The 21,702-nt window shown below is 73.5% G+C and carries 26 protein-coding genes and 3 tRNA genes; 9 read left to right on the forward strand and 20 right to left on the reverse strand.

The window, feature by feature from the left end; genetic code table 11:
- Window positions 1–93: 93 nt before the first annotated feature.
- The 4 genes from SK069_RS04575 to tig all read right to left on the reverse strand — a co-directional run bounded on the left by SK069_RS04575 (window position 94) and on the right by tig (window position 4,106).
- Window positions 94–399: a hypothetical protein gene (locus tag SK069_RS04575; protein WP_319953003.1), complete on the reverse strand. Its 306-nt coding sequence runs from the start codon at window positions 397–399 to the stop codon at window positions 94–96.
- 66 nt (window positions 400–465) lie between these two features.
- Window positions 466–1,767: an ATP-dependent Clp protease ATP-binding subunit ClpX gene (clpX, locus tag SK069_RS04580; protein ID WP_319953004.1), complete on the reverse strand. Its 1,302-nt coding sequence runs from the start codon at window positions 1,765–1,767 to the stop codon at window positions 466–468.
- Between the two features lie 45 nt (window positions 1,768–1,812).
- Complete coding sequence (locus SK069_RS04585) at window positions 1,813–2,397, reverse strand: ATP-dependent Clp protease proteolytic subunit (RefSeq protein ID WP_319953005.1); 585 nt, start codon at window positions 2,395–2,397, stop codon at window positions 1,813–1,815.
- 257 nt (window positions 2,398–2,654) lie between these two features.
- A complete protein-coding gene (gene tig, locus SK069_RS04590; protein WP_319953006.1) occupies window positions 2,655–4,106 on the reverse strand; it encodes a trigger factor in 1,452 nt (483 codons plus the stop codon).
- 24 nt (window positions 4,107–4,130) lie between these two features.
- Between tig and SK069_RS04595 the strand changes: the two genes are divergently transcribed.
- Window positions 4,131–4,280 carry a hypothetical protein gene (locus SK069_RS04595; RefSeq protein ID WP_319953007.1) on the forward strand — a complete coding sequence of 50 codons (150 nt, stop codon included), beginning with the start codon at window positions 4,131–4,133 and terminating at the stop codon, window positions 4,278–4,280.
- 206 nt (window positions 4,281–4,486) lie between these two features.
- On the opposite strand, the gene SK069_RS04600 is transcribed toward SK069_RS04595, so the two are convergent.
- The 5 genes from SK069_RS04600 to SK069_RS04620 all read right to left on the reverse strand — a co-directional run bounded on the left by SK069_RS04600 (window position 4,487) and on the right by SK069_RS04620 (window position 7,294).
- Window positions 4,487–5,236, reverse strand: coding sequence for a hypothetical protein (locus tag SK069_RS04600; protein ID WP_319953008.1), 750 nt, complete (start codon window positions 5,234–5,236; stop codon window positions 4,487–4,489).
- Window positions 5,237–5,486: 250 nt separating this feature from the next.
- A tRNA-His gene (locus tag SK069_RS04605) sits at window positions 5,487–5,559 on the reverse strand.
- Window positions 5,560–5,651: 92 nt separating this feature from the next.
- Window positions 5,652–5,725, reverse strand: a tRNA-Arg gene (locus SK069_RS04610).
- Window positions 5,726–5,790: 65 nt separating this feature from the next.
- Entirely contained in the window at window positions 5,791–6,477 is a 687-nt protein-coding gene (locus tag SK069_RS04615; protein ID WP_319953009.1) for a sterol desaturase family protein, read from the reverse strand.
- Between the two features lie 184 nt (window positions 6,478–6,661).
- Window positions 6,662–7,294, reverse strand: a complete 633-nt coding sequence (locus tag SK069_RS04620) for a peroxiredoxin (RefSeq protein ID WP_319953010.1) — start codon at window positions 7,292–7,294, stop codon at window positions 6,662–6,664.
- Between the two features lie 142 nt (window positions 7,295–7,436).
- Here SK069_RS04620 and SK069_RS04625 point away from each other — a divergent pair, with 142 nt between their 5' ends.
- The gene (locus SK069_RS04625; protein WP_319953011.1) at window positions 7,437–8,258 is read left to right on the forward strand and encodes an aminoglycoside phosphotransferase family protein; all 822 of its coding nucleotides are present in this window, start codon (window positions 7,437–7,439) and stop codon (window positions 8,256–8,258) included.
- A gap of 144 nt (window positions 8,259–8,402) precedes the next feature.
- Here the strand turns inward: SK069_RS04625 and SK069_RS04630 are convergent.
- Window positions 8,403–8,476: transfer RNA gene (locus tag SK069_RS04630), tRNA-Pro, on the reverse strand.
- An 86-nt stretch (window positions 8,477–8,562) separates the two neighbouring features.
- On the opposite strand from SK069_RS04630, the gene SK069_RS04635 reads away from it, so the two are divergent.
- On the forward strand, window positions 8,563–8,976 hold the full coding sequence (locus tag SK069_RS04635; RefSeq protein WP_319953012.1) for an OsmC family protein: 414 nt from the start codon (window positions 8,563–8,565) through the stop codon (window positions 8,974–8,976).
- Window positions 8,973–9,578 carry an NUDIX hydrolase gene (locus SK069_RS04640; RefSeq protein ID WP_319953013.1) on the forward strand — a complete coding sequence of 202 codons (606 nt, stop codon included), beginning with the start codon at window positions 8,973–8,975 and terminating at the stop codon, window positions 9,576–9,578. Before SK069_RS04635 ends, SK069_RS04640 begins: the two co-directional genes overlap by 4 nt.
- Before the next feature lie 13 nt (window positions 9,579–9,591).
- Here SK069_RS04640 and SK069_RS04645 read toward each other — a convergent pair whose 3' ends face one another.
- Both SK069_RS04645 and SK069_RS04650 read right to left on the reverse strand, forming a co-directional pair.
- On the reverse strand, window positions 9,592–10,089 hold the full coding sequence (locus SK069_RS04645; protein WP_319953014.1) for an NAD(P)H-binding protein: 498 nt from the start codon (window positions 10,087–10,089) through the stop codon (window positions 9,592–9,594).
- Window positions 10,089–10,406, reverse strand: coding sequence for a hypothetical protein (locus tag SK069_RS04650; protein ID WP_319953015.1), 318 nt, complete (start codon window positions 10,404–10,406; stop codon window positions 10,089–10,091). The genes SK069_RS04645 and SK069_RS04650 overlap by 1 nt, the downstream gene beginning before the upstream one ends.
- Before the next feature lie 106 nt (window positions 10,407–10,512).
- Between SK069_RS04650 and SK069_RS04655 the strand changes: the two genes are divergently transcribed.
- Complete coding sequence (locus SK069_RS04655; protein WP_319953016.1) at window positions 10,513–11,931, forward strand: wax ester/triacylglycerol synthase family O-acyltransferase; 1,419 nt, start codon at window positions 10,513–10,515, stop codon at window positions 11,929–11,931.
- Window positions 11,932–11,965: 34 nt separating this feature from the next.
- Here the strand turns inward: SK069_RS04655 and SK069_RS04660 are convergent, their stop codons facing one another.
- The 3 genes from SK069_RS04660 to SK069_RS04670 all read right to left on the reverse strand — a co-directional run bounded on the left by SK069_RS04660 (window position 11,966) and on the right by SK069_RS04670 (window position 13,923).
- Entirely contained in the window at window positions 11,966–12,133 is a 168-nt protein-coding gene (locus SK069_RS04660; RefSeq protein ID WP_319953017.1) for a hypothetical protein, read from the reverse strand.
- A 236-nt stretch (window positions 12,134–12,369) separates the two neighbouring features.
- Complete coding sequence (gene trxB, locus SK069_RS04665) at window positions 12,370–13,371, reverse strand: thioredoxin-disulfide reductase (protein WP_319953018.1); 1,002 nt, start codon at window positions 13,369–13,371, stop codon at window positions 12,370–12,372.
- A 150-nt stretch (window positions 13,372–13,521) separates the two neighbouring features.
- The gene (locus SK069_RS04670) at window positions 13,522–13,923 is read right to left on the reverse strand and encodes a helix-turn-helix transcriptional regulator (protein ID WP_319953019.1); all 402 of its coding nucleotides are present in this window, start codon (window positions 13,921–13,923) and stop codon (window positions 13,522–13,524) included.
- A 165-nt stretch (window positions 13,924–14,088) separates the two neighbouring features.
- Here SK069_RS04670 and SK069_RS04675 point away from each other — a divergent pair, with 165 nt between their 5' ends.
- Complete coding sequence (locus SK069_RS04675) at window positions 14,089–14,520, forward strand: CBS domain-containing protein (protein ID WP_406628226.1); 432 nt, start codon at window positions 14,089–14,091, stop codon at window positions 14,518–14,520.
- 131 nt (window positions 14,521–14,651) lie between these two features.
- On the opposite strand, the gene ctaF is transcribed toward SK069_RS04675, so the two are convergent.
- The 5 genes from ctaF to SK069_RS04700 all read right to left on the reverse strand — a co-directional run bounded on the left by ctaF (window position 14,652) and on the right by SK069_RS04700 (window position 19,644).
- Entirely contained in the window at window positions 14,652–14,885 is a 234-nt protein-coding gene (gene ctaF, locus SK069_RS04680; RefSeq protein WP_319953021.1) for an aa3-type cytochrome oxidase subunit IV, read from the reverse strand.
- Window positions 14,886–15,028: 143 nt separating this feature from the next.
- Window positions 15,029–15,949 (reverse strand): heme o synthase, encoded by a 921-nt coding sequence (locus SK069_RS04685; RefSeq protein WP_319953022.1) that lies wholly within the window; start codon window positions 15,947–15,949, stop codon window positions 15,029–15,031.
- A 28-nt stretch (window positions 15,950–15,977) separates the two neighbouring features.
- On the reverse strand, window positions 15,978–17,666 hold the full coding sequence (gene ctaD, locus SK069_RS04690; RefSeq protein ID WP_319953023.1) for a cytochrome c oxidase subunit I: 1,689 nt from the start codon (window positions 17,664–17,666) through the stop codon (window positions 15,978–15,980).
- A 29-nt stretch (window positions 17,667–17,695) separates the two neighbouring features.
- Entirely contained in the window at window positions 17,696–18,634 is a 939-nt protein-coding gene (coxB, locus tag SK069_RS04695) for a cytochrome c oxidase subunit II (RefSeq protein WP_319953024.1), read from the reverse strand.
- Window positions 18,635–18,822: 188 nt separating this feature from the next.
- Window positions 18,823–19,644: an enoyl-CoA hydratase-related protein gene (locus tag SK069_RS04700; RefSeq protein ID WP_319953025.1), complete on the reverse strand. Its 822-nt coding sequence runs from the start codon at window positions 19,642–19,644 to the stop codon at window positions 18,823–18,825.
- A 120-nt stretch (window positions 19,645–19,764) separates the two neighbouring features.
- Here SK069_RS04700 and SK069_RS04705 point away from each other — a divergent pair, with 120 nt between their 5' ends.
- The 3 genes from SK069_RS04705 to SK069_RS04715 are packed head-to-tail and all read left to right on the forward strand — an operon-like array spanning window position 19,765 to window position 21,591.
- Window positions 19,765–20,706 carry a phosphatase PAP2 family protein gene (locus SK069_RS04705; protein ID WP_319953026.1) on the forward strand — a complete coding sequence of 314 codons (942 nt, stop codon included), beginning with the start codon at window positions 19,765–19,767 and terminating at the stop codon, window positions 20,704–20,706.
- Between the two features lie 55 nt (window positions 20,707–20,761).
- On the forward strand, window positions 20,762–21,031 hold the full coding sequence (locus SK069_RS04710) for a hypothetical protein (RefSeq protein WP_319953027.1): 270 nt from the start codon (window positions 20,762–20,764) through the stop codon (window positions 21,029–21,031).
- 35 nt (window positions 21,032–21,066) lie between these two features.
- Window positions 21,067–21,591 (forward strand): hypothetical protein, encoded by a 525-nt coding sequence (locus SK069_RS04715; RefSeq protein ID WP_319953028.1) that lies wholly within the window; start codon window positions 21,067–21,069, stop codon window positions 21,589–21,591.
- Window positions 21,592–21,702 lie beyond the last annotated feature (111 nt).

Raw genomic sequence — 21,702 nt, forward strand, 5'->3', positions numbered from 1 at the left:
CCCTCCCGGCCCCAGCCCAACGCCGAGCCACCCTCGTGCCGATCCACGAGGACGAGACCCGACCGACCGACGACCCGAGGGACCGCGGAACGGCTAGCGCCGGCGGCGCCCGCCGCGCCCGGTGATCTTCGCCCCCGCGGCGGTGATCGCGGCGCGCTTGCCGAACTGCTTCAGGTCGAGCTTCAGCGCGAGCTCCTTCAGCTCGTCCTGCTCCTTCGCGGTCAGCCGCGTCGGCACGCCCTTGCTCTGCTTCAGCAGCGCGGTCACGCGCTTGCGCTCGCGCGGCGTCAGCTGGGTGTTCCAGTGGTCGCGGGACTCGCGCAGGAGGTCCAGCACGAGGAGCCACGGCACGGCGCGCCGTGCGGCGACGTGCTTCGTCCGGCGAAGGGGGAGGCGCATGCCACCCAGGCTACGCGCCGGCGCTGAACGCCGCCTGAGGGGGGCGATCCCGCCCGCCGGCGGCGATCAGGCCGACTCGGCGATCGCGTCGTGGCCGGGCTCGTCGTCCTCGACGGCCTCGGTGACGAGCGTCGGCGGGCGGCCGTCGCTGATCGTCTCGCGGGTGACCACGCACTTGCGGACGTCCCGGCGCGACGGCAGCTCGAACTGCACCTCGAGCAGCGCCTCCTCGAGGATCGACCGCAGGCCGCGAGCGCCGGTCTGGCGGTCGAGGGCCTTGTCGGCGATCGCCTCGAGCGACTCGTCGGCGAAGACGAGCTCGATCTCGTCGAAGGCGAAGCTCGTCTGGAACTGCCGCACCAGCGCGTTGCGCGGCTCGGTGAGGATCCGGATGAGGTCGGCGCGCGAGAGCTGCCGCACCGCGGTGACGACCGGGAGGCGCCCGATGAACTCGGGGATCAGGCCGTACTCGGCGAGGTCCTCGGGCAGGCAGTGCTCGAAGACGCGGTCGGCGGGCAGCTCCTCGCGGACCTCGTCCTCGCTGACGAAGCCGACGGACCGCTGGCCGACGCGGCGCGAGATGACGTCGTCGAGCCCCGCGAACGCCCCGCCGCAGATGAACAGGATGTTCGTCGTGTCGATCGTCAGGAACTCCTGATGGGGATGCTTGCGACCCCCCTGCGGCGGCACGGACGCCTGCGTCCCCTCGAGGATCTTCAGGAGCGCCTGCTGGACGCCCTCGCCCGACACGTCGCGCGTGATCGACGGGTTGTCGGCCTTGCGGGCGATCTTGTCGACCTCGTCGATGTAGATGATCCCCGTCTCGGCCTTCTTGACGTCGTAGTCGGCGGCCTGGATGAGCTTCAGGAGGATGTTCTCGACGTCCTCGCCGACGTAGCCGGCCTCGGTCAGCGCCGTGGCGTCGGCGATCGCGAAGGGGACGTTGAGGATCCGCGCGAGCGTCTGCGCGAGCAGCGTCTTGCCCGAGCCGGTGGGCCCGAGCAGGAGGATGTTCGACTTCTGCAGCTCGACCTCGTCGTCGACGCCGGCCGGCCGCTGGTGCTCGCCGCTGGCGAGCCGCACGCGCTTGTAGTGGTTGTAGACCGCGACCGCGAGCGTCCGCTTCGCGGCGTCCTGACCGACGACGTACTCGTCGAGGACCGAGAAGATCTCCTGCGGCTTCGGCAGCCGGTCGACGGCGAAGCCCGGCTGCGTCGCGAGCTCCTCGTCGATGATCTCGTTGCAGAGCTCGATGCACTCGTCGCAGATGTAGACGCCGGGGCCGGCGATGAGCTTCTTGACCTGGCGCTGCGACTTCCCGCAGAAGCTGCAGAGGAGCTGCTCGCCGCCTTCGCTGGCTCGTGCCATGTGGGTGCCTGCTCCTCTCGCTCGTCGCCGCCGGACCGGAAGGCGCTAGGCCTTGTCGATCACCCGGTCGATGATCCCGTAGGCCTTGGCCTCCTCGGGATCCATGAAGTAGTCGCGCTCGGTGTCCTGCTTGACCTTCTCCAGCGGGGTGCCCGAGTGCGTGGAGATGATCTGGTCGAGCTTTCCACGCAGCTCGATGATCTCCTTCGCGTGGATGTCCACGTCGGTCGCCTGACCCTGGAACCCGGAGCTCACCTGGTGGATGAGGATCTTCGAGTTCGGCAGCGACATCCGCTTGCCCGGCGCGCCGCCGGCGAGGATCACGGCGCCCATCGACATCGCGATCCCGACGCAGATCGTCCGCACCTGCGGCTTGATGAACTGCATCGTGTCGTAGATCGCGAGACCCGCGTACACCGACCCGCCGGGCGAGTTGATGTAGAGCGAGATGTCCTTGTCCTCGTCGTCGCTGGCGAGGTGCAGCAGCTGCGCGACGATGAGGTTCGCGATCTGGTCGTCGACCGGGGTCCCGAGGAAGATGATCCGCTCGTTGAGCAGCCGGCTGTAGATGTCGAACGCGCGCTCGCCGCGCGACGTCTGCTCGACGACCATCGGGACCATGGGACTCATGCGGGAACTCGCCTCTCGGTGTACTTCGGATGCTCGTGGGACGGCAGGTGGGCAGCGCCGCGAGCCGGGGGTCGAACGACCCGGGCGGAGCCTACCAACCGGGCTGCGCGGCCCAGCCGGGCCGAGGGCTCGCGAGGACCGATCGACGAGCCGCCGGCCGCGCGCACCCGCGGCGTCCGCCACGGGACGCGTCCGGCCGACGGACCCGGACCGGATCGTGGGGTGCGACGCGGGCCGCAGCCCGTCGTCGGGGTCCGCTAGTCCTCGTCGGAGCCGGCGTCGTCGCCGGCCTCGGCAGCGGCGGCCTCGGCGGCCGCGCGCTCCTCGGCGACCCACGGGCGGCCGCCGGTGTCCTCCTCGTCGCCCGGCACGGGCGTCCAGAGCAGGCCCTTGGCCTTCGCGTCCTCGACGCTCACCGCCGTGGCGCGCTCGACGAGGCGCTCGATCGCCTGCTGCTCGGCGACGTCGGAGACGAGCTCGTCGCGGTGCCCCTGCTTGTCGAGGCGCTTGAGCAGCTTCTCGGGGGTCGTGCCCTGCTGGGCGGCCGGCGCGCTGAGCGCGGAGAGCAGGTCGCCCTCGGCCGGCTGGATGTCCTCGGCGGCGACGAAGGCGACGACCGCGGCCTCGCGGCGGAGGCTGCGAGCGGCCTCCGGGCGGGCCTCGGCGACGACCTCCTCCTCGGTCTTGCCGGTCATCTGGAAGTACAGCTCGCGGGAGATGCCCTGGTGCGAGAGCTGGTGCAGCGTGCGGTCCAGCAGCTCGCCGGCGCGGGCCTCGGCCAGCGAGTCGGGGATCTCGACCTCGGCCTGCAGGGCGAGGGTGTCGATGACCGCCTCGCGGAACTCGCGCTCGATGGCGGCCTCGTCCTGCTCCTTCAGGCGCTCGCCGATCTCCTCGCGCAGCTCGGCCAGGGTGTCGGTGCCGGCCGCGGACTCGGCGAAGGCGTCGTCGAGCTCCGGCAGGCGGCGCTCCTGGACGTCGTGGACGGTGACGGTGAAGACCGCCTCGGCGCCCTGGAGGTGCTCGGCGCCGTAGTCGTCCGGGAACGTCACCCGGACCTCGCGCTCCTCGTCCTTCCTCGCGCCCTGCAGCTGGTCCTCGAAGCCGGGGATGAGGCGGCCCGAGCCGAGCTCGATGAGCTGGTCGCGACCGGACCCGCCGTCGAACTCCTCGCCGTCGATGCGGCCGACGAAGCTCACGAGGACGGTGTCGCCCTCGGCGGCCTCGCGGTCGACCGACTCGAGCTTCGCCTGGCGCTCGCGCAGCTGCTCGAGCTCGGCGTCGATCCGCGCGTCGTCGGCCTGGGGCTCGCGACGGCCGACCTCCAGGGAGGAGACGTCGCCGAGCGTGGCGACGGGGCGGACGCCGATCTCGAAGTCGAAGGTGATCGCCTCGCCCGCGCTCGGCGTCTCGCCGATGTGCAGGTGCGGCTCGCCGACGGTCGAGATGCCCGCGTCCTCGACGGCGGCCTGCAGCCACTCGCCGATCGACCGCCGCAGCGCCTCGTCCAGCACGGTCTCGCGCCCGTAGCGGCGCAGGACGACGGGGGGCGGGACCTTGCCCTTGCGGAAGCCGGGGACGCGGAGGTCGCGCCCGAGGATCTTGGCCGTGTCCAGGAGCGCCTGCTCGACGGCCTTCGGGGTCACCTCGGCCTCGACCTTGACGCGGGACTCGGGAAGCTCGGTGACGGTCGTCGTGACGGTGGACATGAGGATCGGCAACGATAGCTCGCGATGCCGGATCGAGCGCCCTCGCCACTGGACCGCGCGCTGCTGGCGCTCGTCTCGGGGCCCGTGGGCCAGGTCGTCGGCGTGGCGCTGGACGTCGGCGCGTTCGCGGCCGGTGCGCTGCGCGAGCGGCTCCGACCGGCGCCGCGTCGCTGACGGGGAGCGGGCGCCGGCCGACGCCCGAGCAGGCGCGCGGCCGGCGGAGGGTCACGCTCCGCCGGCCGTGCGCGTGGGTGGGGCGCCTCGTGCCCGAGCGGTGCGCTCCGGGCGGGCGTGCCCCACGCGCCGCGGGCGCCGTCCCCCCGGCGCTCCCGCGACGCGTCTGCGACCTCGGGTCGTCCCGCGGGACGACCCTCAGGCGGTCAGCAGTTGATGGTCAGGGCGAACTGCCGGTCGGCCGCCTCGCCCTGGTTGTTCTGCGTGAAGACCCGCAGCTGGTTGGCGCCCACCGGCTGGATCGCCGCCTGCGCGCCCGGAGCGTCGCCGTAGGCGGTGACGTTCGGCACGCACTTCGTGATGTCCGCGTCGGCGGTCACGAGGTACTTGCCGGTCCCCTCGCGCGCGGAGGCCGACAGGCCGCGCTGGTTCGCGAGCGCGCCCTCGGCGTTCACGACGCCCATCTTCGTGCGCGAGACGGCCTCGTCGACGATCTGCTGCGCGTCCTTGCCGTCGACGCGGTCGGCGTTCAGGCCGGTCGCGACGCCGGTGGCGTTCGTCGTGAACGGGCGCGAGGCGTCCTTGTCGGTGGCGTTCGTCGTGATCGTGCCGCCCGACTCGCCGCGGAAGCGGAAGTTGAACGCCTGGCCGTTGTTGAGGTTCGCGGCCTCGATGCAGCCCTTGCCGCTGGCGGGCGCGCGGCAGCCGTAGATCGCGCCGCCGCCGGTGCCCTTGTTGGACTGGCGGGTGCCGAAGTCGCCGTTGGAGGCGATGATCTGGGTCTCGCTGGACAGCGAGCGGCCGTTCGCGGGGTTGCGCTCGCCCGCGCGGACGTTGCTGCCCTCGCCGGCGCCGGTGGCGATCGGCGTGGCGACGGCGGCCGCCGCACCGGCGGCGACGAGGACGGTGGCGACGCGCGCACCGGTGGCGCGCGGAAGGGTCCGGAAGCGGGACATGGAGTCTCCTCCTGCGGTTGGGGGTCTCGGCCGCGCGACGGAGCCGCCGGTCGCGCTCTTGGGGGGAGGCGAGCCGGGGCTTGGGGACCGCCGCGCGCGGTCAGAGGTAGGAACCGGCCCGCCGACGGGAAGTTGCGGTCGGGGTCCGCTGCACGAGATCTCCCACGGCCCGCGGGCCGCGGGACCCCGGAACGACCGACGGCGTCCCGGGGGACGCCGTCGCAGGAGGCCGGCCGATGCCGGCGCGAGGGGCGAACGACGGGATTCGAACCCGCGACCGCCTGGACCACAACCAGGAGCTCTACCGACTGAGCTACGTCCGCCGCGCGCGGTCAAGGGTACAGGCCGCCGCCGCGGATGCGTGCTCCGCCACCAGCCCGTTCCGGGCGCCGCCGTGGCCGCGACGATCCGGCAGCGCCCCCGGGTGGATTCGAACCACCGACCGGCGGATTAGAAGGCCGCTGCTCTATCCAGCTGAGCTACGGGGGCGAGTGGCCGCACGGTAGTCGATGGGCCGGCCCGTCCGGGTCGCCGGGCGGCGCGGCCGCCCGCGGTCAGTCGCGAGGGCGCTCGGCGTCGCGCCCGGCCCGGTCGGGCGTCGTGCGGAAGACGCTGTCCCACCACGGGGAGCTGATGCCGAAGCCGCGGGTGTCGTCCTGGAAGTGATGACGCATGTGGAGCTCCCGCAGCCAGCGGCCCACGCGCGTGCGCGGCCGGCGATGGTGCAGGTGGTGGTGCGTCGTGTCGTAGACGAGGTACCCGAGCACGAAGCCGGCGCCGAGCGCCAGCCCGTCGGCGGTGCCGAGCAGGCCGACGAACGCCAGCACGAAGAGGGTGAGCCCCGGCACGGAGACCGCCGGCGGCATGACGAGCCGCAGCGGATCGTTGGGGTGGTCGTGGTGAACGCCGTGGACCATCCAGTGGAGGCGGGCGCCGAGCCCCTCCTCCGGCTCGAAGTGGAAGGCGACCCGGTGGGTCCAGTACTCCACGAGGCCCCAGAGCACGAACCCGCCGACGGCGAACGCCACGAGCGCGGTCGTCGACGCGCCGTGGTGGTCGGCGGCGAGCACGAGGAGGACGATCGCCGGCGCGAAGAGCACGAGCGGGACCGCCGGGTGCACGCGCGTGAAGCGGTCGATCAGCGGCGTGCGGAACATCGGCGGCGACGCGCGCAGCACGTCCGACCGTCGTGCCTCGCCGCTCGGTGGGCGCCGGGCGCCGGGCTCCTCCAACGTCGACACGGCCCCATCCTTGCACGCCGGCGGACCGGCCCGACGCGACTGCCCCATCGCCCGCCACGAGCGGCTGCGCGCCATCCTTCGCGCTCCGGGAGCGGCCGGGGCCCCGGAGACGACGACGGGGCGCGGCCGCAGCGGCCGCGCCCCGTGGGACGTCGTGGGTCGCGCGCGGGGCGCGACGGGCGGGTCAGGCCTGCGGCTGCTTCGTCTTGCGCAGGTACGGCTTGATCGTCTCGTAGCCGGGGAAGAGCTCCTTGGCCTCCTCGTCGGAGACGGCCGGCGTGATGATCACGTCCTCGCCCTGCTGCCAGTCGGCCGGCGTGGCGAGCTTGTGCTTCGCGGTCAGCTGCAGCGAGTCGAGCACGCGCAGGATCTCGTTGAAGTTGCGGCCCGTCGAGGCCGGGTACGTCAGCGTGAGCTTCAGCTTCTTGTCCGGGCCGATCACGAAGACCGAGCGGACCGTCTGCGTGTTCTCGGCGGCCGGCGGGATCATCCCGTAGAGGTCCGCCACCTTCCGGTCCGGGTCGCCGATCAGCGGGAACGCGGGACGGGCGCCCTGGGTCTCCTCGATGTCGTCGGCCCACTTCTCGTGGTCCGCGACGCCGTCGACGGAGATCGCGATGATCTTCGTGTTGCGCTTCTCGAACTCCGGGGCGAGGCGGGCGGCCGCGCCGAGCTCGGTGGTGCAGACCGGCGTGAAGTCGGCCGGGTGGGAGAAGAGGATCCCCCAGCTGTCTCCGAGCCAGTCGTGGAACTGGATCTCGCCCTGCGTCGTCTGGGCCTGGAAATCGGGAGCGGTGTCCCCGAGCTGCAACGTCATTGGATCGAGCTCTCCGTAGAGGGAAGTCGGCGGTCGTCCCAAATACTGCCAAATCTCGTCCGGTTTCACGCATTCCAGCCGTAAGACGTCCCATTCCGATCGCGACGGGTGCGCGGGCGCCGCGGTCTGCGAGCGTCGTCGCATGCCCGATCCCGCGACGGCGACGGACGCGGCGGAGGCCGTCGCGCGAGCGCACGGCGTGCGCTGCGAGGAGGCCGTCCGGCTGCCCGGGGCGAGCAACGTGCTCGTGCACCTGCGTCCGGCGCCGGTGGTCGCGCGCGTCATGACGGCGACCGCGCTCCTGCACGACGACGTCGCGACGTGGCTGCGGCGCGAGCTCGCGGTCGGCGCGTTCCTCGGGACCCGGGACCTCGCGATCCCGCCGTCGCCCCTCCTGCCGCCGGGGCCGCACCGCCACGCCGGGCTCTGGATGACCTTCTGGACGTTCGCCGAGCACGAGCCGGCGACCGCCCCTCCGCCGCCGCGCGAGCTCGGGGCGGCCCTGCGCGCGCTGCACGCGACGCTCGCGGAGTTCCCCGGTGCCCTCGGGCCGCTCGACGACGTGCGCGCGTGGCTGGACCGGCTCCTGGCGGGACTGCGACCGACGGCGGAGCTGCCCGCAGCGGAGCGCGACCGCCTCCGCGCGCGGCTCCACGCGCTGGCCCCGACCGCCTTCGCCGGCGCCGACGCGCAGCCGATCCACGGCGACGCCTCGGTGTCGAACCTCCTGCGGACGCCCGCCGGGCTGCGCTGGAACGACCTCGAGGACGCGTGCGTCGGCCCGCCCGCGTGGGACGTCGCCGGCCTCGTGCTCGACCTCCGCTCGCGCGGGGCGGACGAGGCGGACGTCGATGCCTTCCTGCGGGCCTACGGGGGACCGGCGCTCGGCGAGCTCGCCGATGCCCTCGAGGCCCACGCGGTCTACGCGACGACCTGGCGCGCCTTCACCGCCCAGCGCCCCTGACGTCCCGGGGCCCGAACCGGGCCGGCCGGGGCAGGTGGGCGGTCCCTTCGCGGCCGGGGTCGCGTGAGGTCGGCCCGCCCCGGGATGCGAACCGGGGGCGGCCGGGGCGAGGTGGGCGGTCCTCTCCGCGGCCGGGGTTGTCAATCGGGGCGGCCGGATTCGAACCGGCGACCCCCGGCACCCAAAGCCGGTGCGCTACCAGGCTGCGCCACGCCCCGAGCTGGCCGGGGCAGTATAGGTCCGTCCGCGGATCGGGCGGTGCCATACTGGGTCTTCCTCCCTCCCTCACGGAAGGTTCCCGACGATGAAGGTTGCTGCTCGCGCGGTCCGCGAGGACCAGTTCCGCCACGCGGTCCGGATGCGGACCCACACGGTGGTGGTCGATGAGCCATCCGAGCTCGGCGGGCACGACGACGGGCCGACGCCGCAGGAGCTGCTGATCGGCAGCCTCGCGTCGTGCACGGCGATCACGCTGCAGATGTACGCCGAGCGCAAGGGCTGGGACATCGGCGATCTCGAGGTCGAGTGCCGGTACCAGCCGGCCCCGGAGCGCGGGTGCCCGACGCGGATCGAGCTCGTGCTCCACGCGGGCGAGGGCATCGACGACGAGCAGCTCGAGAAGCTGCGCGTGATCGCGACGAAGTGCCCCGTGCACCGGATCCTCGACGGCGAGGTCATGTTCGACGAGCGGGTCGAGCGGGTGGCCCGGGTCGCGTGACGGCGGCGGGGGGCGACGCGCTGCGGACGCGCCTGCGCGAGGCGCTGCTGGCGCCGGAGCACGCCGCCGGGCTGACGGCGAGCGGGTCGACGCGCGCCGCGGTGCTCGTCCCGCTGCGGGAGCGGGACGGGCGGCTCGACGTCGTGCTCACGCGTCGGCGCAGCGACATGCGCCGGCACGCCGGCGAGATCGCCTTCCCCGGCGGTCGCGCCGATCCGGAGGATCCGTCGCTCACCGCGACGGCGCTCCGCGAGGCGGAGGAGGAGATCGGCCTGCCGGCGGGCAACGTCGAGGTGCTCGGGGCGCTGCCGCCCGTCGGCACGATGGTCACCGGCTACGCGGTCTACCCGGTGGTCGGCTGGATCGAGCACCCGGGCGAGTGGCAGCTGTCGCCGCGCGAGGTCGACGCGGTCCTCGAGCTGGACCTCGCCGCGGTGCGCGACGGCTACGAGCGCAAGCGCCTGGTGCGTCGCGGCATCCCGTTCCTCACCGACGCCTACGTCGTCGACGAGCACCTCATCTGGGGCGCGACGGCCCGGATGCTCGGCGAGCTGTTCGACCGCGTGTCGGACGTCGTGCCGACGCTCGCCGCCCGCGGCTGAGGACCGAGCGGGCTCAGCCGCGCGGCTGGGTGAGGATCCGCTCGATGGCGTCGGCGGTCGAGGCCGCCCACCCGTCCGCGTCCTCGGGCTCGTGGTAGAGCAGGCCCCACGGGATCTCGTTGTGCCGGCAGAGCCGCTCGACGGTCCGGGCGCCCTGGCTCAGCAGCTCGACCGGCAGGGTCCCCGAGCACTCGTAGAGCACCCCGCGGACCGTCGTGTCGATCGTTCGCTCGAGCAGCATCTCCAGGCGCGTGGTGTGGAGCGCGCGCACGGCGTCGGGGTCGCCGTCGGCGGTGCCGAGGGCCCAGACGAGGACGGTGACGTTGTCCAGCGCGTAGCGGAGGGTCCCGATGCGGTCGGGGTCGCCGTCCCACGGCTCCCCGCCGGCGTCGCGGATCGCGTCGTGGCGGGCGGCGTCGCGGGTGACGACGCGCACGGCGTGCCCGTCCGCGGCCAGGGTGCGGGTGAGCCGCAGGCCGCGTTCGCCGCCGCCGACGAGCAGGAGGCGCATCAGGCGTCCGTCCGCCGCTCGGCCTCGATCCGTCGGCGGAGCTCGATCCGGTCCGCGACGACCTGCTGCTCGAGCGACGCCTCCGTGAGGTCGGGGGCGCCGCGCCGGCGGCGTCGTTCGTTCGTCGCGTTGAGCATCTGCTGCAGGTCCTCGATCTCGTCGACGGCGGCCTGCTCCGCGCTGCGGGTCGGCTTCCAGTCCAGCTGGGCGGAGCCGTTGCCGGGCCAGAGCAGTCCGAGCAGGAACAGCGCCCCGAACCCGAGCGCGACGAGCGCCGTGCTCACCACGAGGAACGAGACTGCCGCCGGGGCCGTCATGGCCCGAGTCTAGTGTCGCGCCGCCGGGGCCGGCTGGCCCGGTCGACCCCGTGCGGGAGGGGACCCGGGCGCGCCGTAGACTCCCGTGCGGAGGACCGACGCCCGGATGCCCGACGCCGCTCTCGCCGAGCTCACCGCCGCCGACCTGTCGTTCCTGCGCGACGAGCACGGCGGCGCCCACATGCACGTCGGGGGCGTCGCGGTCTTCGCCGGCCGGGCCCCCTCGATCGAGGAGCTGCGCGAGCACGTGCGGGCGCGCCTGCACGCGATCCCGCGCTACCGGACCCGGATCGTCGTGCCGCCGGTGCCCCTCGGGCGGCCGTGCTGGGCCGTCGACCCGAGCTTCAACCTCGAGTACCACGTCCGCCACGTGGCGCTGCCGGTCCCCGGCGGGGAGGGCGAGCTGCTCGCCGCTGCGGCCCGCTGCTTCTCGCAGCGCCTCGACCGGACGAAGCCGCTGTGGGAGCTGTGGCTCGTGGAGGCGGTCGACGCGCGAAGCTTCGCGGTGATCACGAAGTCCCATCACGCGCTCGTCGACGGCATCCACGCCGTCGACCTCATGACGGCGCTGCTCGACGGCGAGCGCGCGCCGGAGCCCGAGCGCGTCGTCGACAGCTGGCTCGCCCCGCCCCTCCCGTCGACGGCCCAGCTCGTGGCGTCCTCGATCGGCGGGGCCGGTCGACGGGTGCTGACCGCCCCGCTGCGGGCCGTCCTCGACGGCGTGCGCCGGCCGCTGGAGGCCGCCGGTCGCCTGCGTGCCACGTCCGGAGCGGTCGCCGCGCGGCTCGGGATGGGGCCGGCCTCCGCCCCGCCGTCGCCGCTCAACGTGCCGATCGGTCCCCACCGGCGGATCGCGCGGGCGACCGTCGACCTCGCCGACCTCAAGCGCGCGAAGGACACGTTCGGCGGCTCGGTGAACGACGCGGTCCTCGCGGTGGTCAGCGGCGCGGTGCGCCACTGGATGGAGGGCCGCGGCCTCCGGACGGCCGGCGTCGAGCTGCGGGCGGCCGTGCCGGTGGCGATCGAGCGCGACGGTCCCGATCCGCGCCCGATCGCGCTGACCTACGCGCCGCTGCCGGTCGGGGAGCCCGACCCGCGCTCGCGCCTGGAGCAGATCCGCCGGGCGACCTCCGAGGCGCTGGCCGGCCGGCGCCCGGTGGGCGCCAGCGAGCTCGTGGCGGCCGACGGGTTCTCGCCGCCGACGGTGCTCGCGCAGGCCTCGCGGCTGCCGCTGGCCACGAACCGCTTCAACCTGCTCGTCACGAACATCCCGGGACCCCAGCAGGCGATGCACCTGCTCGGGCGGCGCATGGAGCGCATGGTGCCGGTGCCGTTCCTCTCCCCCGGCCGGTCGCTGGCGATCGCGGTGACCTCGTACGCGGGGACCGCGGAGTTCGGGCTCCTCGGCGATCTCGACAAGGTCGACGACCTCGACGTGCTCGCCGAGGGCGTGCAGGTCGCGGTGCGCGAGCTCATCGCCGTCGCCGACGACGGCGGGGCACCGGCGAGCCGCCGACGCCGCTGATCGGTGGTCCGCGGTGCCCGCGGACCGCGTGGGCTCAGCCGTCGCGGCGCACGGTGGCCGGGCGCCGCTGGGCGCGGTCGGCCTCGCGCTGACGCTCGCTGGCGACGGACTCGCGCCGGGCGGCGCGGAGGTCCTCCCGCAGCTCGCGCGGGTCGCAGGGCGTCACCTTGGGGAAGCTGTACGTGTGCTGTTCCATCGCCATGGTCACCTCGTAGAACACCGGGGGCGGCCTGAGGTATCGCGCCCGGTCTCGACGTTGCAGTCGATCCCGACGGCCGGGCGGCGCAGCCGCTCCGGACGATCGACCGGGATCGATCGACATCCTTCTCCATGGTGCCACGACCTCCTGCCGGACGTCGCGGTCGACCCGACGGACGGCGGGTCGCGGCCCGCCGCCGGGTGCGCCGACGGCCGGCGCGCTCCGACGGCGGGGGTCGCCTAGGCGGCCTCGGCGGCGGCCGCGGCCGCGGCGCCGGTGCCCTGCTCGGCGCGGGGCACGTCGCGCAGGTACCGCTCGGCGTCCAGGGCGGCCTTGCACCCGGAGCCCGCTGCGGTGATCGCCTGGCGGTAGGAGGGGTCGATCAGGTCGCCGGCGGCGAACACGCCCGGCCGCGTCGTCTGCGTCGTGACGCCGTCGACGACGACGTAGCCCTCGTCGTCGAGCTCCAGCTGCCCGCGGACGAGCTCGCTCTGCGGGTCGTGGCCGATGGCGATGAAGGCGCCCGCGATCTCGAGCGTCTCCTCCTCCCCGGTCTCGGCGTGCTCGAGGACGACCTGCTGCAGCGGCGTGAAGCCGTCGCCGGGCGCCGCCTCGAAGCGGGCGACCGTGTACGGGGTGCGGAACGTGATGTTCTCCACCGACTTCGCGCGGTCGAGCATGATCGCCGAGGCGCGGAACTCGTCGCGGCGGTGCACGATCGTCACGGACCGGCCGAACTTCGCGAGGAAGATCGCCTCCTCCATCGCGCTGTCCCCGCCGCCGACGATGAGCGTGTCGCGATCCTTGAAGAACGCGGCGTCGCACGTCGCGCAGTACGAGACGCCGCGCCCGCCGAGCTCGTCCTCGCCGGGCACGCCGAGCTTCCGGTGCTCGGCGCCCGTGGCGACGATCACCGTCCGCGTGCGGTGCTCGGTGTCGTCGACCCACACGGAGTGCAGGCCGCCCGGCTCGTCGGAGAGCTCGACCTTCGTGACCTGCTCGGTCTGCAGGCGCGCCCCGAACCGCTCGGCCTGGTCGCGCAGGTCCTGCATCATGTCCGGCCCGAGGATGCCCTTCGGGTAGCCGGGGAAGTTCTCGACGTCCGTCGTCTGCTGGAGCAGGCCGCCCCAGTTCCAGCCCTCGATCACGAGCGGCTCGAGCTCGGCGCGCGCGGTGTACAGCGCGGCGGTGTATCCCGCCGGTCCGCTGCCGATGACGATGACGTTCTCGGGGTCGGGCATGTGGAGATCCTCGTCGATCCGGACGCGCGACGCGACGTGCGACGCGCTCTGCCCAATACTTTACAAAATGAAGTCAAGCGGCAGCGGTCGTCGGCGGGCGCCGCTCGACGAACCGGGGCGCGCGCGGTCGGCGCGCGCCGCGAGGGCCGATCAGGCCGCCTCGACCGGGCGCTGCAGCGACTCGCGCAGCGTCCCGAGGCGCCCGATGTGGCGCCGGACGCGGTACTGCGACGGGGACATCCCGTGGTGCCGGCGGAAGGCCTTGGCGAACTGCGCGGGCTGGCGGTAGCCGACCTGCCGGGCCGCGTCGCGGACCGAGACGGGGCCGCTGGCGAGGATCTCCGCCGCGCGGTCCATGCGGATGCCGGTGAGGGCGGTGCGGAAGCTCGTGCCGCCGACCTCCTGGAAGGAGCGCTGCAGCTGGCGGCAGGAGCAGGCCACGCGGCCGGCGAGCTCGGCGACCGTGAGGTCGGACGCGTACTCCTGCTCGAGGATGGACAGCGCCTCCTCGTAGAGCGCGGTCCGGATGAAGATCGTGTCGGGGCGCTGCATGTCGTGATGGGTACGGGCACCTCCCCCGGGCGGATCAACGGCCCGTCGAAGTTGGCGCGCTACCGCTCGCCGCGCCCGCTCGCCAACCGTTGCGACGAGCGGTAGGATGACGGCACTTGTGCGGATCGGCACGAGACGACGCCCACGACCAGGAGACCAGCCGCGATGCTCGTACGCGACGCGATGACCACCACGATCCTCGAGGTCGGCCCCGCGCACACGCTGCGCCAGGCCGCGTCGCAGATGGCCGCGCGGAAGGTCGGCTCGGCCGTCGTGCGCGACCCGGACGGCAACGGACACGCGATCGTGACGGAGCGCGACGTCCTGCTCGCCGTCGCGCAGGGCCTGGACCTCGACGCCGTCCACGTCGGCGACCACGTGGCGTCCTCCGTCGTCTACGCGTCGCCCGAGTGGTCGCTGGACGACGCCGCCGACGCCATGGCCCGTGGCCGCTTCCGCCACCTCATGGTCGTCGACGGTCCCGACGTCGTCGGCGTCGTGTCGGTCCGCGACGTCATCCACGCCTGGGCGCAGGAGCGCACCGGCGAGGCGCGCCGCGGGCGCGACGCCGGCCCCTCCGCGGTCGGCACCGCCTGAGCGCGGACGCCGATCGGCGCCCGGAACGACGACGCCCGCGGCGAGGCCGCGGGCGGTCGGGCGTCCTGTCCGCACGCGCGGGACAGGTCGGCACGGCGGCGCCTCGCGCCGCCGCGAGGGCTCGTCGGCCCTCAGTGCTCGTCGTGGTGCAGCGGCAGCGCGTTCGTCTCGCGGATCGTGTCGCGGATCCACGCCACGAGGACGCCGATCGTGACGATCAGGCCGACGGCGATGAGCCACCAGGTGGTGGTCAGGCCGACGAGCAGGGTCGTCACGCCGACCGTGAGCAGCAGCGGCTGAGCGCTGTTGCCGGGGAGGTGGATCTCGTCGCCGGCGGGCGGGATGGGCTTCTCGAGGTCGCTCATCGGGACTAGGCGAGGTAGACGACGGCGGCGACGAACGTCAGCAGGAACATCACGAGGCCGACGATGCCGCTGATGAGCGCGTCGCGCAGGTTGCGCTTGGCGAGGTTGCGGTCCATGGGAGTGCTTCTTCCTCCGGGAGGGTCCTAGAGCTTGGCGTCGGCCACCATCGCGGCGAACAGCGCGGCCAGGTAGGCGAGGGCGAACAGGTGCAGCGCCAGGGCGCGGGCGCGGGTGCCGTCGCGCTGCAGCAGCCACGAGCGGCGCAGGAGCTCGACGCCCAGCACGACGGCGGCGACGAGGTAGATCGCGCCGAACGTGCCGGTGGCCACCGGCAGCACCGAGACGACGACCGTGATCGCCGACCAGGCGGTGATCGCGCGGTAGGTCGCGCGCTCGCCGCGGACGACCGGCAGCATCGGGACGCCGGCCGCGGCGTAGTCGTCCTTCACGAGCAGCGACAGCGCCCAGAAGTGCGGCGCCGTCCACGCGAAGACGATGAGGAACGGGTAGATCGACTCCCAGGCGAAGCCGCCGGTGACCGCCGCCCAGCCGACCATCGGCGGGAAGGCGCCGGCGACGCCCCCGATGACGATGTTCTGCGTCGAGCGGCGCTTGAGCCACATCGTGTAGATCCCGACGTACCAGGCGAACCCGGCGAGCGAGAGCAGGGCCGCCGTCATGTTCGCGGCCACGGCGAGCAGCAGGAACGACGCGATCGTCAGCCAGAGGCCGACCCAGAGGGCGACGTGCGGCTCCATCCGACCCGACGGGATCGGACGGTCCTGCGTCCGCGGCATGTGGGCGTCGATGTCGCGATCGAACCAGTGGTTGATCGCGCTCGCGCCACCGGCCGAGAGCGAGCCGCCGAGCAGCGTCAGCAGCACGAGCTCCGGCGACGGGCTGCCGGCGGCGTACATCGCCGTGACGGTCGTCAGCAGCAGCAGCAGCTGGACCTTCGGCTTCGTCAGCGCGACGAGGTCGGCCACGCGCTGCCGGAGGCCCGGCGCGACGAGCGCGCCGGCCAGGGGGCGGGGTGCGGAGATCGGCGTCGGCACGTCGATCACCACCCCCCGCGCTCGGGGAGGCGGGAGGTCACGCCGGCTGCTCCGCCGGGGTGGTCGCCGGGGCGGGCGTGCCCTGCCGCCGGTCGATCTCGGCGCGGATGTCCTTCATCGGCTCGACCGAGCGGACGCGGGGCACCTTGTCGAAGTTGTTCTGCGGCGGCGGCGACTGCGTGAACCACTCGAGCGTGTTCGCCTTCCACGGATCGGGCCCGGCGACGGGACCGCGCTTCAGGCTGCGCAGGGCGTTGATCGCCGTGAGCAGGATGCCGACGCCGAGGATGTAGGCGCCGATCGTCGAGATGAGGTTCAGCGTGCCCCAGTGGCCGTGGTCGGCGTACTCCGCGATCCGTCGCGGCATGCCGTCCAGGCCGAGGGAGTGCTGCACGAGGAACGTCGTGTGGAAGCCGACGAGCATGGTCCAGAAGCTCCACTTGCCGAGCTTCTCGTCCATCATCCGGCCGGTCATCTTCGGGTACCAGTAGTAGAGGCCCGAGAAGACCGCGAACACCGCGCCGCCCATGAGGACGTAGTGGAAGTGCGCGACGACGAAGTACGTGTCGTGCAGCTGCCAGTCGACGGGGTAGATCGCGAGGAACACGCCGGTGATGCCGCCGATGAGGAACGTGCCGACGAAGCCGACCGCGTAGAGCAGCGACGTCGTGAAGACGATCGTGCCCTTCCACAGCGTGCCGATCCAGCTGAAGATCTTGATGCCGGTCGGGATCGAGATCAGCATCGAGCTCACCATGAAGAACACGAGCACGACGCTCGGGCTCGGCGTGGTGAACATGTGGTGCGCCCAGACCATGAGGCCGAGGAACGCGATCACGAGGGTCGCGGCGGCGATCGCCTTGTAGCCGAAGATCGGCTTGCGGGCGAAGACCGGCAGGACCTCCGAGATGATGCCGAACCCGGGCAGCACCATGATGTAGACCTCGGGGTGCCCGAAGAACCAGAAGAGGTGCTGCCAGAGGAGCGGGGAGCCGCCCTCGGCCGGGTCGTAGAAGTTCGTGCCGAAGTGGCGGTCGGTCAGCAGGAGCGTCACGGCCGCGGCGATCGCCGGGAGGGCGAGGATCAGCAGCACGGAGTACGTGAGGATCGACCAGCAGAACAGCGGCAGCCGGCTCCAGGTCATGCCCGGCGCGCGCATGTTCGCGATCGTCACGTAGAAGTTGATCGAGCCCACCATCGAGCCGATGCCCGTGAGGTGGACGAGGAAGATCCAGGCGTCGACGCCGCCGTTGGGCAGGTAGTCCTTCGACGCCAGCGGGACGTAGCACGTCCAGCCGCACTCGGGCGGGTTGAAGAAGACCGAGGCGTAGAAGACGAGGCCGCCCGCGGCGAGCATCCAGAAGGACAGCGCGTTGAGCTTCGGGAACGCCATGTCCCGCGCGCCGATCATCAGCGGCACGAAGTAGTTGCCGAAGCCGGCCATCACGGGCACCACGAACAGGAACACCATCGTGGTGCCGTGCATCGTGATGAGCTCGTTGTAGGTCTGGAACTCGAGGAACGAGTTGTCCGGGACCGCGAGCTGCGTGCGGATCAGGAGCGCCTCGACCCCGCCGACGCCGAAGAAGGCGAAGGTGAGGACCAGGTACATGATCCCGATCTTCTTGTGGTCGGTCGTGGTGACCCAGTCGACCCAGCCGCGCATGGGCTTCTGGACGTCGTGGGCGACGACCTGAGGGATCGGGGTTGCGGTGGCGGTGGCCATCGTTCTTCCTCAGTGATCGGGTCGGACGCTCAGGGGGCGGGGTTCGAGGCCGCGGACTCGGGCTCGGGCTGCGCGGCGCTCGAGCGGGCCGGGGCCTCCAGGCCCTCGCCCTCGCGCGCGGCCTGCTCGTCGACCTGCTGCTGCTTCTTGCGGTAGTCGACGGCGCCCTGGCCGGCCGCCGTGATCGCGCGCTGCTGGCGCGCGAGCCACGCGGTGAACTGCTCCGGGGTCACCGCGCGCACGCGCGCGGTCATGTTCGCGTGGTTGCGCCCGCAGAGCTCGGCGCACTGGCCGGTGAAGATGCGTCCGTTGCGGCGCTCGTCGTCGTTGCGCAGCGCCGACGAGGGCACCTTGAACCACGTGTGACCGGTGTAGCCGGGCAGGGCGTCGACCTTGCCGCCGAGCTTCGGGATCCACCAGGCGTGGCCGACGTCGGAGGACCGCACGTCGAGGGTCACCGTGGTCCCGGTCGGGACGACGAGCTCCTCGTACGTGTAGACGTTGTTCTGCCGGTCCTTGTCGCCGTCGGGGTAGACGAACCGCCACGCGTACTGCTGGCCGTTGACCTCGATGTTCAGCGACTTCCCGTTGTCCGGGAGGAGGTTGGCGTCCTTCGCCGTCGTGTACGACGCCGGGATCGGCCAGCCGTCGGCGTCGGAGTCGTCCGGGTTGCGGATGCCCGGCAGGAAGGCGAAGGTCACGATGCCGAGGATCAGGACGACGACGGCGGCGCCGGCGGTCCAGCCGATCTCGAGCTTCGTGTTGCCGTGCAGCTGCTCGGCCTCGGCACCCGGACGCGCCCGGAACTTCCAGATCGCGTAGAGGAGCGCGCCCTCGGTCCCGATGAAGATCAGGATGCCGACGACGAGCGCCACGACGTAGAGGGTGTGGATCCGGTCGGCGTTGGGCGAACCCCCGCTCTCCGGTGTCAGCAGGCCGGCATGGGCTGGTCCAGCCAGCACGAGCATCAGAGCGAAGGCGAGGCCGAGAGCCAGCGCCAGCGTCCCCAGGACGGCCCGGGAATGGTGAGGGATCCGGTTCGAGCGTCGCAAAGCGTCCGCGATTCTAGTGACGGGCCCGCCGGAGCGGAACCACCCCCCTCCGAGGGGGCGCGATCCCGCTCCTGGACTGGGTTCTCGCGATCGGCCTCCGCGCGTCAGCGGCCGACGTACCGCGGCTCCTCCTTGCGGAGGAAGGCCATCGCGGCGCCCACGAAGTCGTCCGTCTCGGACATCCGCGACTGCTCCCGGGCCTCGAGCGCGAGCACCTGCTCGAACTGCGTCAGGACCTGCGCGTTGATCGCGCGCTTGCCGGCCGAGAACGCCGCCGTCGGGCCGGTGGCGAGCTCGAGGAGCTGGGCCTCGGCGGCCTCGTGGAAGCCCTCGACCGGCAGGACGCGGTTGATGAGCCCGATCCGCAGCGCCTCCTCGGCGCCCACCCGGCGACCCTCGAGCATGATCTCCGAGGCCCGCGCCCACCCCACGCGCGCGAGGAGGAACAGCGAGGCGCCGCCGTCGGGGCCGAGGCCGATCTTCGTGAAGGCGTGGTTGAACGACGCCCGCTCGCTCGCGGTGACGAGGTCGCACGCGAGCGCGAACGACATGCCGATCCCGGCCGCCGCGCCGTCGACGGCCGCGAGGACCGGCTTCTCGAGCCCGCGCACGAGGCGCATGATCGGGTGGTAGCGGTCGTGGAGGACGCGCTCGAGGTCCACGCGGCCGCTCGGGAGCATCGGCAGGCCCGCCTCGCCGAACGAGCCGAGGTCGGCTCCGGCGGAGAAGCCCTGGCCGGCACCGCGGACGAGGACCGCGCGCACGTCGTCGCCCTGGCACGCGCGGAGCGCGGCCACGAGGCCGGTGGCCATCGCGCTGTTCCACGCGTTGCGGACCTCCGGGCGGTCCATCTCGACGATCGCGGCGCCTTCGTGGCGCAGCAGGCGCACCGTCTCGAACCGCTCGACCTCTTCGAACTCGCTCATGCGGCGGAGCATCGCACACCCTGGCTGGACGGCCAGCCGGGGATTCCGGGACCCGGGGCGCGTGGCGCGCAGGCGGTCGCCCGCCGGTCGGACCGGCGCGCGTCTAAGCTGCCGCCCGTCGTGTCGACCGCGAAGGCCATCCGCGCGGCCGCCTGGGCCGCCGTCGGTCTCGGGGTCGCCGCACCGCTCGTCCGGCGCCGCCTGCGGCTGCGTCCGCGCACCGTGCTGGCGGCCGCCGCCGGCGCCCCCGTGGCGCTGACGGTCGCGCTGCCGCCGTCGCGAACGCGCGACGCCGCGGTCACGACCCTCGGGATGTGGGCGTACTTCGCCGCGTACGAGATGCCGGCCGACGACGCCGAGCGCCTGCGCGCCCGCGTGCGGATCGAGTACCCGGTGCGGATCGACGAGGTCCTCGGCCTCGGCCGGCTGCCGGGCGTGCGCCTGCAGCAGCGCCTGCATCGGCACGGGCGCTTCGGCGCCTGGGAGCGCGTGCTCGTCTGGAGCCACTGGGTGTGGTTCGCGGTGCCCCACGCCACGGCGCTCTACGTCCTGCTGCGCCGCCCGGAGCGCTTCCCCCAGGCGGCGGCCCGGATCTACGGGACGTTCGATCTCGGCGCCGTCGTCTACTGGGCGCTGCCGACCGCGCCGCCGTGGTACGCCGCCGAGGCCGGGCACATCGACACGGGCGACGGACCGCCGCTGCGCCGGCTCATGCGCGAGTACGGCGAGCAGGTGCTCGGCGCGCGCTGGGGGCAGCTCTACGGCACGCTCGGCGGCAACCCGCTGGCGGCGATGCCGTCCCTGCACTTCGGCACCTCGGTCGCGGCCGCGCAGGTCCTCCGGGACGAGGGCCGCGTCGGCGGGACGATCGGCTGGGCCTACGCCAGCACGCTCGGCTTCGCCCTCGTCTACCTCGGCGAGCACTACGTCACCGACCTCATCGCCGGCGGCGCGCTGGCCGAGGTCGTGCGCCGCGCGACCCCGCGCGCGCTCCCGCGCGCCCGCCGCGCCGGCCGGCTGCTGGACCACCTGCGCCGCCTCGCGCGGCCCGCCACGCCCTGACGGCGGTCCGCGACCGGGACGAGCGGCGCAGGGAGCCGCTAGATTCCACGGCATCATGGCCCTCCGTCAGCGCTACCGCTTCCGCGCGCCCTCCACGGGCCGCGAGGTGATCATCGAGGCCCAGCCCGGGCACGTCTACCACGACCGCGACAGCGGCGAGGAGCTCGAGGTCGTCGCGAAGCTCACCCCGCTGGCGCCGAGCCCGTCGAACCTCCCCTGGTCGATCGAGAACCTCCGGCACTGCCCCTGGTGCCAGCAGATGGCGCAGATCGACCTCAACGACTGCCCCACCTGCGGCCGCCGGATGGAGCCGCAGACCGCCTGAGGGTCCCCCCGCGGGCCGACCGACCCCGCGTCCCCATGCTGCGCTCCCGTCTCCTCCCCCCGCTCCTCACCGCGACCCTCCTGGTCGCGGCGGCCGGCGGCGTCACGGCGTGCGGCAGCGACGCCGTCTCCGACGTCCAGCCCGACCGCGCCCCGGCGCTGAAGCCGCCCAGCGGCGAGAGCGCCGACGGCAGCGGCTCCGGCGGCGACGCCGGGTCGCTCGAGGACCTCTCGGTCACCACGAGCCCCGCGCCGCCCAGCTCGGACGACGGCGACTCGAGCTCGAGCTCGAGCTCGTCGGGCTCCGGCAGCTCGGGCTCCGGCTCGGGGACGTCGTCGGGCAGCAGCGGCTCGTCCGGGTCCGGCGGGACCTCCGGCGGCGCGGCGACCGGCAGCGGCTCGTCGGGCTCCTCCGGCTCGTCGGGCGGCGGCTCCTCGTCCGGCTCCGGCTCGGGGTCCGGCTCCGGGTCCTCCTCGGGCGGCGGCTCGTCCTCCTCCGGCGGCTCCTCGCCGAGCGAGTTCAACGAGTTCTGCGAGACGAACCCCGGCGTCTGCCGGTAGGCGCTCCAGCGGAGCGCCCGGGACCGCGGGGACGTCCCGCGGCCCGGACGGACGACCGCTCCGAGCCCGGGCCCGGCCCGCGGCTCCGACCCCGGGCCCGGCCGGCCCGCG

The organism is Patulibacter brassicae, assembly GCF_033949425.1.
In the GTDB taxonomy this organism is placed as follows: Bacteria; Actinomycetota; Thermoleophilia; order Solirubrobacterales; family Solirubrobacteraceae; genus Patulibacter; species Patulibacter brassicae.

Coding starts and splice junctions, on each gene's coding strand:
- ctaD (WP_319953023.1), bottom strand. CDS start 17,666: ATGGCCACCGCCACCGCAACCCCGATCCCTCAGGTCGTCGCCCACGAC.
- SK069_RS04655 (WP_319953016.1), top strand. CDS start 10,513: ATGCCCGACGCCGCTCTCGCCGAGCTCACCGCCGCCGACCTGTCGTTC.
- SK069_RS04620 (WP_319953010.1), bottom strand. CDS start 7,294: ATGACGTTGCAGCTCGGGGACACCGCTCCCGATTTCCAGGCCCAGACG.
- SK069_RS04585 (WP_319953005.1), bottom strand. CDS start 2,397: ATGAGTCCCATGGTCCCGATGGTCGTCGAGCAGACGTCGCGCGGCGAG.
- SK069_RS04625 (WP_319953011.1), top strand. CDS start 7,437: ATGCCCGATCCCGCGACGGCGACGGACGCGGCGGAGGCCGTCGCGCGA.
- coxB (WP_319953024.1), bottom strand. CDS start 18,634: ATGCTCGTGCTGGCTGGACCAGCCCATGCCGGCCTGCTGACACCGGAG.
- tig (WP_319953006.1), bottom strand. CDS start 4,106: ATGTCCACCGTCACGACGACCGTCACCGAGCTTCCCGAGTCCCGCGTC.
- SK069_RS04650 (WP_319953015.1), bottom strand. CDS start 10,406: ATGACGGCCCCGGCGGCAGTCTCGTTCCTCGTGGTGAGCACGGCGCTC.
- SK069_RS04645 (WP_319953014.1), bottom strand. CDS start 10,089: ATGCGCCTCCTGCTCGTCGGCGGCGGCGAACGCGGCCTGCGGCTCACC.
- trxB (WP_319953018.1), bottom strand. CDS start 13,371: ATGCCCGACCCCGAGAACGTCATCGTCATCGGCAGCGGACCGGCGGGA.
- SK069_RS04700 (WP_319953025.1), bottom strand. CDS start 19,644: ATGAGCGAGTTCGAAGAGGTCGAGCGGTTCGAGACGGTGCGCCTGCTG.
- ctaF (WP_319953021.1), bottom strand. CDS start 14,885: ATGAGCGACCTCGAGAAGCCCATCCCGCCCGCCGGCGACGAGATCCAC.
- SK069_RS04710 (WP_319953027.1), top strand. CDS start 20,762: ATGGCCCTCCGTCAGCGCTACCGCTTCCGCGCGCCCTCCACGGGCCGC.
- SK069_RS04715 (WP_319953028.1), top strand. CDS start 21,067: ATGCTGCGCTCCCGTCTCCTCCCCCCGCTCCTCACCGCGACCCTCCTG.
- SK069_RS04670 (WP_319953019.1), bottom strand. CDS start 13,923: ATGCAGCGCCCCGACACGATCTTCATCCGGACCGCGCTCTACGAGGAG.
- SK069_RS04600 (WP_319953008.1), bottom strand. CDS start 5,236: ATGTCCCGCTTCCGGACCCTTCCGCGCGCCACCGGTGCGCGCGTCGCC.
- SK069_RS04595 (WP_319953007.1), top strand. CDS start 4,131: ATGCCGGATCGAGCGCCCTCGCCACTGGACCGCGCGCTGCTGGCGCTC.
- SK069_RS04635 (WP_319953012.1), top strand. CDS start 8,563: ATGAAGGTTGCTGCTCGCGCGGTCCGCGAGGACCAGTTCCGCCACGCG.
- SK069_RS04675 (WP_406628226.1), top strand. CDS start 14,089: ATGCTCGTACGCGACGCGATGACCACCACGATCCTCGAGGTCGGCCCC.
- SK069_RS04575 (WP_319953003.1), bottom strand. CDS start 399: ATGCGCCTCCCCCTTCGCCGGACGAAGCACGTCGCCGCACGGCGCGCC.
- clpX (WP_319953004.1), bottom strand. CDS start 1,767: ATGGCACGAGCCAGCGAAGGCGGCGAGCAGCTCCTCTGCAGCTTCTGC.
- SK069_RS04660 (WP_319953017.1), bottom strand. CDS start 12,133: ATGGCGATGGAACAGCACACGTACAGCTTCCCCAAGGTGACGCCCTGC.